The organism is Enterococcus sp. DA9 (assembly GCF_008000875.1).
Lineage (GTDB): Bacteria > Bacillota > Bacilli > Lactobacillales > Enterococcaceae > Enterococcus_B > Enterococcus_B lactis.
Genome location: NZ_CP042839.1, coordinates 1,056,535 through 1,069,090, shown reverse-complemented (window position 1 = coordinate 1,069,090; position 12,556 = coordinate 1,056,535). Strand labels below are relative to the sequence as shown.

The window sequence follows — 12,556 nt, the reverse complement described above, 5'->3', positions numbered from 1 at the left end:
CATTAAGAATCCCTTATTCTACTATAGTCACTTCCACATCAATATTGCCTCTTGTTGCTTTAGAGTATGGGCAAAATGCGTGGGCTTCTTCTGCGATTTTCTCTGCTTGGTCCTTCTCAAGTCCTGGCAAAGAAACTTCTAAAACAACCCCGATTTGGTAGCCCCCATCTTCTAATTGAAATAAAGATACCCGTGCTTTGACTTCAGAATCAGACTCAAGATTATTTTCTTCCAGCATGTGTTGAACCGCGCCGTTGAAGCAAGATGCGTATCCAGCCGCAAAAAGTTGTTCCGGATTTGTCCCTTCACTATGGATTCCTGGGCGGTCGATCTTCATGTGCATACTTCCGTTTGGTGCCTCAACCTCGCCATCACGGCCTCCACGATTGATCATTGCTGTTTCGTACATTTTTTTCATTGAGATCATCCTTTCTTTCGTCGTTCTATATTAAGTGTAACGAGTATTTTTTAATCTGACAAAGGTAATGCTTGCATTCGGCGACATCAGTTAGACAACATCGATGATCAGTGATAGAAGCAGTTTATCTATACAAAAAAAGAAGCAGCGAAAAGCTGCTCCTTAAGATAATAGGTAAAATTGCTGATATATTTGACGATTAACCTCTTGAACGTCCCAAGAAAAATGATACTACAGCAACAACGATGATCGCACCAATGATAGAAGGAATCAAAGCCATTCCTGCTAATTGAGGACCCCAGCTACCTAACAATGCTTGTCCAATTGCTGAACCAACTAAACCTGCAACGATGTTAGCTATCCATCCCATTGATCCACCTTTATTTGTAATTGCTCCGGCAATCAAACCGATAATAGCTCCTACGATTAATACCCATAACCAATGCATAATTTTCTCTTTCTTTCTGTGAAATATTTATTACACATATTATGTTACGCTTCTTCTTAAAAATACACAAAAATTTTGCTCTTAAAAAAACAAAAAAATTTAAAACGTTGTTATATTAAGGATAAGTCAACTTTTTTAGAATCGTTAACACTCACTGCAAGAGGTCAAAAAAACTGCCGCAGCTCTTTGAAAGCGTTTCGATCAGCAAAAAGTTATTTTCTGATAAAGGGTACCTAGACTATGTACGATTTTCTTTCATTGTCTGCTTTCAACCGTCATCTTCCCTATGAATAAAAGCAATCAAAGAAACCTGATTGTCGTACACACCTCATTCACTACATCCTTCTGATGAAACATCAAAACAATTGGCATTCCTTTGATTCTGCCTTTTGTATTTGAAACCTGCTTCCCCTCACTATGTAAAAGGATTATGAGAAAAAGCAACGATAGAAGTGAGCGTATGCAATAGCGAGTAAAGTAAAATATAAATTGTTCGGATTGTACCCCGGCCTTTCTTCTTAATATTTTTCATTTCTCGCTTCTCCCCTCTGCTTATTGGACAGTCTTCGCGATTGTGAAGTCACGAAAAAAAGCAACTTTGCCCAGCGTTCAATGCTAGACAAAGTTGCTTTTTTATTTTGTTTTTGAAAAGTCTTTCTTTGAAAGATAGACAGCAGTAAGGATGCCTACTAAGACAGCTAACCCAAAAACTAGAATCGTTCCTATCGTGTTATCCTTCCCAGGCAGTCCGCCAGTGTTGATCCCCCAAAGTCCAGCAATCAATGATGGCACTGCAACCACTAATGCTGCTGAATCTAAATATTTCATCAAATGGTTCAAATTATTGTCCATCATATCCGAGAATAGACCACCGATGGTTTCCAATAAATCGCGATAGATCGTGACAAGCTTGTTGGCAAATTTCTGTCGCAGTTTAATGTCGTAAACTAACGATTCATTATCTAATTTGTCTAAAAACTCTTTTCGTTCCATCAAGTGATTCACTGTAAGATTCTGATCTTTCAACGTGTGATCCAAATAAACCATATCTCGTTCTGTGTCTGCCAGATTAAATAGTTCATTATTTTCGGTTGTTTTACGGGCAGCCGCATCCAATTGGTCGATTTGCTTTTTAATCTCTTTCAACCCATTGATATAGTGGGTATAGATCATTAATGTGGCAAAAGCAATGATATCCTCAAAATGTCGAAGCTCACTTCCATGTTTCTCGATCAATCGCTCAACGAGATTCGATTCTCTAGAGACATAGGTGATCATCAATCCTTTGGAAAGAATAAATGTGACAGGTTCAAGGCGTTTTTCAATGCGTTCTTGATGATTTGAAGAAAGATCGATCAATGTATAAAGAAACGGATTGTTTAATTTAGTGTCTCGTAAATGTTCTAATCGAGAAACTTCCTCTGGTTCATCGGAGCCAATAAAAATATCTTCCGGTAAATCAAAAAGTGTCAGCAGCTCTTTTTTTCTTCTTCATTTCCATGTTTGACTACCAACCAATTATAGTCTTCTTCGGATGATTCTCTGATTTGGTTCTTTTCGATTTTATAGTACGAATACATTTTGCCTCTCTCCTTTAACTCCTTCACTTCTCTTCAACTATCTAATGGTGACTGCTTTTTGTCAAGAAAAAGCGCTATTTCAACGGTTTTTATTAATACGGAAATAAAGCAAGCGTTTGATCAGACCATTCTAAATAAACGTGAGAGAATATTTTTGGGCCCAATAAAAATCATTTTAGAGGAGGACAACTATGTTTCTACATCAGAAAGAACTACAGTTCGAAGCAAAACCAGACAAACCAAATCCATTAATTGCGAAGTATCTTCAAGAATTGATCGGTGGCCAGTATGGCGAAATGAGTGTAGCAATGCAGTATCTCTTCCAAGGTTGGAGCTGCCGTGGAGAAGAAAAGTACAAAGATATGTTGATGGACATTGCGACAGAAGAAATTGTACACGTTGAAATGCTTGCTACAATGGTTGCTCGTTTATTAGAAGGTGCACCGGTAGAAGATCAAGAAGCCGCAATGAAAAAAGACCCAGCAATTGGCGCAATTATCTCTGGAATGAATCCACAACATGCGATCGTTGCTGGCTTAGGACCACGTCCAGCTGACAGTGTCGGTAATCCATGGAGTGGCGCTTATATCATTGCCAGCGGTAATTTACTGGCAGACTTCCGTGCCAATTTAAATGCAGAATCACAAGGACGATTACAAGTCGCTCGAATCTATGAAATGATTAATGACCGTGGAGTTAAAGACCTCTTATCCGTGCTATTAGCTCGGGACAGCTATCACCAAAACCTTTGGGCACAAGCTGTCAAAGAACTTGAAGAAAAAGAGGGTACAATCTTAGTACCGAGCACTTTCCCTCGTAATGAAGAACGGTTAGACATCGCCTATGACTTTTACAATTTCTCTGAAGGAGATCAAAGTAAAGAAGGCTCTTGGGCAAAAGGAAAAGCACTTGATGGTGAAGGTGAATACCAATGGCTTTCTACACCTAAAGTTGAAGGCAAAGCGCCAAAACTAGATCCTGTCACACCAAAAATGTATGGCACGCCACCTGAAAAATAAATTGATCGAAACGAATAAAAAGAGCAATGATTCCATTCACAAGAAATCATTGCTCTTTTCTTGTCTTATTGAGCAAGTTGGTTACCTTAAAGCTAAAAAAGCGTTAGAGTAGAATGTATAAGAAAAAGGAGGAATCATTATATGAAAGCACCTTTACTTACACTAAATGACGGCAATATGCGCCCAGCCGTGGGCATCGGTACCTATCAAATTCGCGGTGGCGAAGGCTTAAGCCAGTTGCAAGCAGCGATTGCAGATGGCTATCGTTTGATTGATTCGTCAACGAACTATGACAATGAAGGAATCGTCGGTAAAGCGATTCGCCGATCCGGTGTCCCTCGTTCTGAGTTTTATATCACCTCAAAATTACCAGGAAAATATCATGGATATGATGATGCACTGACCAGTATTCAAGAATCGCTGGCGCGCATGGGATTAGATTACTTTGACGCCTTTTTGATCCACTGGCCACTGCCTAAACGCGGCAAGTACATTGAAGCGTGGCAGGCGTTAGTGACTGCGCAAAAATTAGGTTTGATTCGTTCTATTGGTGTATCTAACTTTGAACCTGAACATTTAGATGCCATTATTGAGGCAACTGGTGTCACACCAGCCATCAATCAAATCGAGATCCATCCTTACTGGGTCCAAGAACAAATGGTAGCAGAAAACAGAAAACGTGGGATCATTACTGAAGCATGGAGTCCATTAGGTCGCGGCAGCGCGGCGCTCAAAGAATCCATCATCACTGATCTAGCAAATAAATATCAAAAATCTGCGGGTCAAGTCATCTTACGCTGGCACGTCGATCGCGGGATTCTACCACTACCAAAATCCCGAAACCTGAGCCATCAGCGAGAAAACTTAGCTATTTTTGACTTTGAATTGACTGAAGAAGAAATCAATGCAATCAATCGCTTGAACAAAGAAGATGGACGTATTGAAGGTCAAGATCCGAATGAATATGAAGAATTTGAGTAAAGTGAGACAGCATAAAGCTCCTGAGGGATTTCATAGGCTCACATCAATTATAGGAATTGGAGTGGTCACAAAAAAAGAACTGCGAGATGACTTGCCCCAATTGAATTCCTTAGATCTACTAGCAGCAAGGCTCTACTGAAGTCTTGCTGCTATTTTATGAGAAGTAAAAACTTCTGACACGATCAGTTTTCATTTGGATTATGCTTTTTTCACAGTTCTTTTTCTGAGTTAAAACTTCTGTACAATCATCGTTACAACTGATAATGAATGGCTTCTTTGTATTGTTCAAACAATGATTGGTTCAATTCATCGCCGCCATCCATATTTGCGAAATAAAAGATGGGCGGATAATCGATTCCTGCTTGTTTCAATTGTTGGCAAACTTCGACGATAATGGTATTAAGAATCGTAGCGCCAATCACCGTTGAAGTAGGCCCCACTTTTTGATCCATCCCCTTAATCTGACAACCTGCATCACCAATTTCCCCATGATTATCGATTACAAGATCAGCGACTTCAAACAGACGAAGACCCGAAGAATGCCGGCTAGTGACTGATTGCGAATACGTTTTGTTTGTTAAAGCGATAATTTTGACGCCTTTTTCTTTTGCCGCTAGTGCTAAATCGATTATGACGGGATTACGACCTGAAACTGAGTGTAAAATCAGCACGTCTCCTTCTTTGAACAGTTGGATTTCCGCTAATGCGGTGCCGTAGCCTTCTAGTCGTTCCATTTTGCTAGTAAAGGTGATGGGACTGCGATCCGACATCAGTTCTCGCCCAAAGATCGCATTGATCGTCATCATCCCTCCCGCGCGATAATACATTTCTTCTGCCAAGATCCCCGCATGACTAACCCCAAAAATATAAATCGAATGCTTTTCTAGATTTGCTGTAGTCAAGAGACGAATTGCCTCATCGATTGCATGCTGTTCCTTTTTTTCAACGGTTTATAGTAATGCATGAATTTTATCAACATATTGATACATATTAAATTCCCCAAAATAGACTGCCGAGACCACGACCAATGATTCCCCAAAGTGATAAGTCATTGCCACCAAAGATCAGAATCCAGTTTTGAATCGTTGTGCTGAATAGAACGGCAGATACACCAACTAACAAGTCCATCACAAATGATGCGGCAATGGTACCAATGACTGCGCCACGCAAGCCGCCTTGTCCTTCTCCAATAACTGCTGCGCCGCCACATTCAAAGAAACTGGTGATAACTAATGGTACGATCAAGATTCCAAAAACATTCGTCGTATTGACAATGATCACAAGGATCGTTGAGGTGATCATAGCTACGATAAAGCCAATAATCACGGCATTCGGACGATAATTGAATAGGATCGGTACATCAAAAGCTGGTTTGGCTCCAGGGACGACTTTTTCGGCAATCCCTTGGAAAGCTGGAATAATTTGGTTGATCAATAGGCGGACCTCATAAAGCATGATCAAGAGTCCTGCGCCAAAGTTCAAGCCTGCTTGAACAGCAAACATGACCAGATTCCCACCTTCTGGGACAAGAACTGGTGCGATAATTCCTACAACAATATTCATCAAAAACATCACCAAGGCACCTGTAATGGAAATCTCACGGAAAAAGGACAGGTTTTCTGGCACTTTTAAATCTTCTGTCGATTTTTCTTTGTTTCCTACTCGTTTTGCCACGAAGCCGGACACCATCGATAAGATCCCTGTAGGATGTCCAATCAAGAACGAATCATCGCCAGTGGCATCCCACACATATTTCCGCATGATCCAAGGCATAAATGACCAATAACAAGCAGATAAAACAGCTCCTAAAATCAATAATGGAATCCCCGACATTCCACCTTCAACCCCACCAGCAACGATCACAAATGGGAACCACCATAACATATGACCCGTCAAGAAAATCGTCTTAACTGGTGTAAAACGAGCAATCAATAAGTGCAATATCAATCCAAAAACATGGCTAACCCAACAGTTCCCCCGTATTCTGCTGTGAAGGTCACATCAGAAAGGCCATCGGCTACTTGAACCCCCAACTGTGTCTGAACCGCTGTGTTGATTGGTGCGATCGTTCCCGTCAGCATATTGACCCCTGCGGTCAATGCTACCATCCCAAAGACTGCTGTCAACGAGCCTTTCACCACTTCGGCAAAAGTTTTTCGTTGCACGATCAACCCGATCATTGCAATCAGTCCGAGCAATACTGGCGGATTCTTTAAAATATGATCTGTGACAAAACTCATGATTATCCCTCTCTTTCAGCTAAAAACTTTTCCATTTGCATTTTGACTTCAGCGACATCCATATATTTTTTGATGGGATAGACAGGTGCTTTGACGGAAGCTTGCAAATCATTCAATAATTCGTGGCTTGTAAAATAAACATCTGCAGGAGTGGCTTTTGCAGTAGACAAATCCATATTCTCAGCAGTCGCCTTCAGCCCCAGCTCCTTAATCACCTTATCGATCGTCATCTTTAACACCATTGAACTTCCAACACCAAATCCACACACAGCTAAAATTTTCATCTTCTTTTCCTCCTATTGGAATAATTGGCAAATCTGTTCTTTGTCACCATTCAGAATAAGTTGGTACTTTTCCTGATCCATAAACACTTCCATGATTTCCTGTAAACTTTCCAAATGACTTTGACTGTCTTTTGCAGCTAAAACAAGGAAAATACGGACCGGCTTGCCAGCTAAATCGATTTCGTTTTTAGTCACTAGCAAACTCATCCCTTGATGAAAGACACCTTCCCCCGGACGAGCATGCATCAATGCAAAGTAATCAGCCAATACCATATACGGGCCGTTCTCCTCAACGCTATGGATCATATTAGTGACATATTGTTGATCGATGGCTTTTTCATTTAATAGCGGCTGACTCGCCAATTGAACTGCTTCTTGCCAAGTGAGGATTTGATTCGTGGTCTCGATATGATCCTCAGGCAGTAATTTTTTTAAATTGATCATGATTTTACCTCCAACATTTTTGAAATGAACCATTCTTTGTCTTCGATCCCTTGCATGATCAACTTCATGACAGGTTCTACTTCTTGGGCCTCATCTTCTCGTATCATTAGTAACACGATGATATCGACTTTTTGGTTGTCCCAATCAACAGGACGATCCAAAATCAATACAGAAAAGGTCGTTTTTGAAACAAACTCAGGATTGCCATGAGGTATGGCAAAACCGTTATCTAAATAGGTCGACTGCAATGCTTCTCGTTCTAAAACGGAACGCTGAAAGTCCGTACGCTGATTTTCCGACGAAAAGTCATTTTGACTGATCAGAAAATCCAGTGCTTGTTCTTTGGTCTCAAATCGTTCAAAATAAATCTTCGGTGCAATCAACATCCGTGTATCTTGCAGGATTTTCACCTTATCCGCAATCGGTTCATTATCAATAATCAAATCGATATAGTGATTCATGATCCGCTTCATGTCTCGATTGGTCACCATCGGCGAGATGCGGACGACTGGTTTGGAAACATCAGGTAAATCGATCGTGGAAATAATGAAATCGATGGCAGAAATATCCATCTCTTTGAACTTAGCGACAGAAGCGGTTTCAATACTATCGACATTAGGCAATATTCGACGAATCTTGGTAGAAATAAATGAACTGGTGCCAACACCGTTCGGACAAACAAAGACGATTTTATTCAATTGCCGCATCCGTTCTACTGCAGCTTGAAAGTGAATCGAAACAAACCCGATTTCATCCTCAGATATTCCAATATGGTAGGCCTTTAGAAAGTCGTTCAAAGAGAACCAAACGACCCCATACAACGCCGGATAATGCTGTTTGATCTCATCTAGCAATGGATTGACTACAGTAGTTTGGGCCTCAATGCGTAAAAACAGCTGGTACAAATGAATCGTCAAATCTTCTTCTAAGCGACTATCCTGTGTCAAATCGATCTGGATGCCTTCACTGACTTTCTGAATCAGATTTCTGACTTTCCCTCGAAAAGAGAACGGAATCGATTCGTTCTTCATAAAAAAACGTAAGCCACTACCTACAATGAGATAGGTTAGGTACTGAACTTCTTTCGATGAAAAATGGTAGATTTCTTGTTCTTCAATTTCTTTCAACAATTCATAAATCAACGGATACTTGTCAAATTCCAAAAACAATTTTCCAAATTGGCGCTCCTCTTCTATATCCAACTGATTTGCCTGATTCGAGCGCTCGACAATCAGCAAGATCGAAACAACGATGCTTTGGATGTAGCTTTCTGGGATCTCCATTTGCTTTTCGGTGATCGAATGGCGAAAAGCCGCATTTATCTTTTCAAATAATGACACATTTGTCAGTACAGAAAGGTTCTCCCCATGCTCCATAGTAAGGAGAATGAATCGCTTCAACATTCGTTAGATTTGTGACTCGCTTCCTTGAAAATAAGTGCCTGAATTATCAAAACGCAACAGTAAATTTTCTTTGACAAACAGTGTTTTTAGATAAGCGATATCCTTGGCGATACTGCTCCTAGAAACATAATACTCATCAGAAAGTTGCTGGTAACTCAAGTGCTCCTCATTGATCAGCCGCTTAAAAATTTGCATGCGTCGGTCTTCGATCAAAGAATAATTGTTTTTCATTTGCTCACCCTCTACCTTTATTCTAGTGATACCTTAACAAATATGAAGACCAATTGTTAGATTAAAAAATGATTAAAAGGTGTGCACACCCTTTCCCTTGATAGCAATATCGGTCGTTTGTTCCGCAAAATCGCTTCAAGCAAGCCAAACTTTTCTCATCTTCCTCGTTTTCTCTTATAATAAATGTAAACAGTCAAATGAGGAGGAAACAAAATGAAATGGCGTGGGGGTAGACAAAGTTCCAATGTGGAAGACCGCTCTGGTCGTTCCGCAGGTTCAGGAGGAAAAATAATGGCCGGCGGTGGTATCGGTACGATTGTTATCGCAGTCCTCTTTTTTCTATTCAGTGGAGGTGATTTAAACTCCGTCACAGATATTTTGGGAGGCGGACAAGCCGCTAATTATCAAACAGAAAATGTGGCTTCAGACGAGTATACAGAGGAAAAAGAATTCTCCGCTGTCGTCTTCGGCCATTTGGAAGATTATTGGAATGGTGTTTTTGAAGCAGAACAGACTACGTATCAAGTTCCTAAACTGGTTTTATTTACAGGAAGTGTTCAATCGGCTTGTGGGAATGCAACTTCTCAAGTTGGTCCCTTTTATTGCCCTGCCGATCAAAATGTTTATCTGGATGTCAGCTTTGCAACAGAACTTTCTCAAAAGTATGGGGCCAGCGGAGATTTTGCTATGGCCTATGTCATTGCTCATGAAGTTGGTCATCACGTACAAAACGAACTTGGTATTACACAGCAACTCGATAAGATCCGCCAACAGGTTTCTGAAAAAGAATACAATCAATATAGTGTTCGTTTGGAACTACAAGCGGATTATTTAGCCGGTACATTTGCCAAGTATCTACAAGGAAAAACTTATAACGGCCAACCGATTTTAGAAGCTGATGATATCGAAGAGGCTATCACAGCTGCTAATGCCATCGGTGATGATACGTTACAAAAGGAATACCAAGGATATGTCGTACCAGATAGTTTTACTCATGGGACTTCAAAACAACGAGTTGAATGGTTCAACCGGGGGTTCAAATATGGTGATTTGGAGCATGGAGACACCTTCAATGAAAAAAACCTTGATTTGGTCTACGGATCATAACAAAAACGTTCCTTTTTAGTCACTCTTTTTTCACATTTGGGCGGTATAGTTTATTCATACCAACAAACCCTAACTTTTTCATTTTACTCCTTGCCTGCCAGTCCCCGCTGGCAGGCCCTTTTTTTTCATGGTGCTATTTTAGTTTTTTTTAACCTTTCCTCGTTTTTCAAGTCAAACAGTTTTTAGAATTTTCAATCTTTTCAATAATGGCTTCGAGACTTTTTGGAGGGCAAATACTTGCCAGCTTAGTGTTTTTTTTCTAAGATAAAGAAAAGAAACCTTGCTCGAAAGGATGAAATCAATGAAACTTGCTGAAGCATTATTACTACGAAGAGATCTTGAATCCAAACTCACTCTGTTACGAGAAGAGATTGCCAGTAGTGCCGTGATCCAAGAAGGCGATACGTTAGACCGCAGCATCGACGACTTACTGCTGGATTATGAAACAACAAACCAAGAATTTGCCCAGTTGGTCATTGCAATCAATCAGCGAAATGCGGTCGCCAAAATCGGTGAACAAGAAACGATTGCTGCTGCATTAGAGAAACGGGAAGCTTTAAGGCGTTCGCATGCGATGCTAACGGCAACATTGGAAGCAGCCAAGGTTGCTCCACGGATGGGACGTAATGAGATTCGTATGATCCGAACGATCGATACCAAGCAAATCACCGACCGTTTGAATCAAACCGCAAAAGCCTTACGTGAATTAGACGGGCAGATTCAACAAACAAATTGGCTTGTTGATTTATAAAACAGCTGGGTGGGAGTCAAAAGTGAGCACAAAGCAGGTACAGGCTTATATGTACACCAATGGGGTCTGGCAGGGACCAGTTTAATGACTGCTGTTCAGTTACAAGCGTACAACTTATATTTTTCAATTAACGACCACGTGCTGGTTTGACAAGGTGGGTGCCTCTGTTTATCTTTTGTTACTCAAAAGGTAAACAGAGGTTTTTTTTCAACAAGACCTCTTTCAAAAGCAAAAGACCCCCTGATCCGTTTCCAACATAGGAAACCAGATCAAGGAATCTTTGATCGTTTAGCTAGTTACTTTCTTTTCTGTCTGCGATATACCACTACCACAATGCCTACTAGTAACAAGCCTACTAACATCCAGCTGACTTGATACGTTTCACCGGTTTTTGGCAGTTCGTTTTTCTTCGTCGGTGTTTTTGTATTCTGATTTTTTGTTGGATCAGGAGCTTTTTCTGGCGTGTAGCGGTTAGTAAAGGTTGGCTCGCTACCATAATCTGCTTTCGCTTCCAATGTTCCGTTTTGATCTTCGACATTTACGGTCACTGGAATCTCTGCGTCATCATAAGTGATTGTACTGTCTTGTCCGGCTTTTTCCCGGATCGTATAGTTGTACTCACCGGCTTTGTCGTACGGAATCGCATCAAAGTAAATTTTTCCGCTACCATCGTTGGTTTGACTTTGAATCACTTGTCCCTCTTGATCGACTAATTCAAAAGTAAATTCTCCTGCGACTAGTGAACGGCCAGTCAAGACTTTCTCAGCTTCCAACACTACACTGCCAGCTTTTGGCGTATAGGTGTTAGTAAAGATCGCGTTACCTTCATAAATTGCTGTTGCTTCTAACTGTCCGTCGTTATTTTTCACCTCTACTGTAACATTGGTGATTGAATCATCATAGCTAATCGTAGCGTCATGTCCTTGTACTTCATAAATTTTATATCGATAGGTTCCTTCTTTTTGATAAGTAATTTCAGCAAAAAGAATATTATTTGCCTTGTTCGTCTTTTCTTGAAGGATTTTATTTTCTTCATCTGCCAAAACAAAAGTGAATTCCCCGTCTTCGATCTGTCGGCCTTCCAAAGCTTTCGTAGCCGTTAAAGCTAGGCTAGTTTCGATAATTTCCCTTGTATTAGCTAGTTCAAAGACATAATCGACTTCCTCGCTCGAGATCGTAAACGTATATTCTTTTTCATCCCGCTCATATCCATCTGGTGCTTTCGTTTCTTGGATTTTATAATCTCCATATCGTAGCCCATCTAAGCGGTCAAATTCGCTAGTTCCTTGAATCAACTTATTATTTCTGACAACAAGTTCGGAGAAAACAACTTCGTAATTTCCTTCGGCATTTTTACGACTGAGTTGAAAATGTGCCTCTTTGTTGATCCCAGCTTCCTTATCCCCTTCTCTGTCATATTTCTTGATTGTCAACGAGCCATTTGTTCCCGTTGAAGTACCGCTACCGTTGGTAGATTTGACGATTACGTCTTTTGTTACTTGATGGATTTCCGTCTGACTTCCGTAAAGAGACACATCATTTGAAACAACTTCATTATTTCGAATGCCAGGATCAAGTTTCGTTTGATAAACGATGAGGTTCTGTTGCGAAGTTTGAAAATCAAACGCGCCCTCTCTGAACTCCAAATAT

The 12,556-nt window shown here is 40.5% G+C and carries 9 protein-coding genes and 4 pseudogenes; 4 read left to right on the top strand and 9 right to left on the bottom strand.

What is annotated here, in order from left to right:
- Positions 1–13 precede the first annotated feature (13 nt).
- The 3 genes and pseudogenes from FTX43_RS06050 to FTX43_RS06040 all read right to left on the bottom strand — a co-directional run bounded on the left by FTX43_RS06050 (position 14) and on the right by FTX43_RS06040 (position 2,446).
- Positions 14–418, bottom strand: coding sequence for an organic hydroperoxide resistance protein (locus FTX43_RS06050; protein ID WP_002292291.1), 405 nt, complete (start codon positions 416–418; stop codon positions 14–16).
- Between the two features lie 199 nt (positions 419–617).
- A complete protein-coding gene (locus FTX43_RS06045) occupies positions 618–866 on the bottom strand; it encodes a GlsB/YeaQ/YmgE family stress response membrane protein (protein WP_002292290.1) in 249 nt (82 codons plus the stop codon).
- A gap of 633 nt (positions 867–1,499) precedes the next feature.
- Positions 1,500–2,446 (bottom strand): annotated as a pseudogene (locus tag FTX43_RS06040) (magnesium transporter CorA family protein).
- A 191-nt stretch (positions 2,447–2,637) separates the two neighbouring features.
- Between FTX43_RS06040 and FTX43_RS06035 the strand changes: the two are divergent.
- Both FTX43_RS06035 and FTX43_RS06030 read left to right on the top strand, forming a co-directional pair.
- Entirely contained in the window at positions 2,638–3,465 is an 828-nt protein-coding gene (locus FTX43_RS06035; RefSeq protein WP_002316032.1) for a manganese catalase family protein, read from the top strand.
- Between the two features lie 141 nt (positions 3,466–3,606).
- Positions 3,607–4,446, top strand: coding sequence for an aldo/keto reductase (locus FTX43_RS06030; protein WP_002301441.1), 840 nt, complete (start codon positions 3,607–3,609; stop codon positions 4,444–4,446).
- A 251-nt stretch (positions 4,447–4,697) separates the two neighbouring features.
- Here the strand turns inward: FTX43_RS06030 and FTX43_RS06020 are convergent.
- The 5 genes and pseudogenes from FTX43_RS06020 to FTX43_RS06000 all read right to left on the bottom strand — a co-directional run bounded on the left by FTX43_RS06020 (position 4,698) and on the right by FTX43_RS06000 (position 9,048).
- Positions 4,698–5,435, bottom strand: a pseudogene (locus tag FTX43_RS06020) (sugar isomerase domain-containing protein).
- A 1-nt stretch (position 5,436) separates the two neighbouring features.
- Positions 5,437–6,686 (bottom strand): annotated as a pseudogene (locus FTX43_RS06015) (PTS ascorbate transporter subunit IIC).
- Positions 6,687–6,688: 2 nt separating this feature from the next.
- Positions 6,689–6,970: a PTS sugar transporter subunit IIB gene (locus FTX43_RS06010; RefSeq protein WP_002308010.1), complete on the bottom strand. Its 282-nt coding sequence runs from the start codon at positions 6,968–6,970 to the stop codon at positions 6,689–6,691.
- A gap of 12 nt (positions 6,971–6,982) precedes the next feature.
- The gene (locus tag FTX43_RS06005; protein WP_002336738.1) at positions 6,983–7,414 is read right to left on the bottom strand and encodes a PTS sugar transporter subunit IIA; all 432 of its coding nucleotides are present in this window, start codon (positions 7,412–7,414) and stop codon (positions 6,983–6,985) included.
- Positions 7,411–9,048: pseudogene (locus tag FTX43_RS06000) on the bottom strand (BglG family transcription antiterminator). Before FTX43_RS06000 ends, FTX43_RS06005 begins: the two are co-directional and overlap by 4 nt.
- A gap of 213 nt (positions 9,049–9,261) precedes the next feature.
- Between FTX43_RS06000 and FTX43_RS05990 the strand changes: the two are divergent.
- Positions 9,262–10,155: a neutral zinc metallopeptidase gene (locus tag FTX43_RS05990; RefSeq protein WP_002310930.1), complete on the top strand. Its 894-nt coding sequence runs from the start codon at positions 9,262–9,264 to the stop codon at positions 10,153–10,155.
- Between the two features lie 301 nt (positions 10,156–10,456).
- On the top strand, positions 10,457–10,906 hold the full coding sequence (locus FTX43_RS05985) for a DIP1984 family protein (protein WP_002331389.1): 450 nt from the start codon (positions 10,457–10,459) through the stop codon (positions 10,904–10,906).
- A 296-nt stretch (positions 10,907–11,202) separates the two neighbouring features.
- Here FTX43_RS05985 and FTX43_RS05980 read toward each other — a convergent pair whose 3' ends face one another.
- Positions 11,203–12,552 carry a Spy0128 family protein gene (locus FTX43_RS05980; protein ID WP_261801559.1) on the bottom strand — a complete coding sequence of 450 codons (1,350 nt, stop codon included), beginning with the start codon at positions 12,550–12,552 and terminating at the stop codon, positions 11,203–11,205.
- Positions 12,553–12,556: the final 4 nt, after the last annotated feature.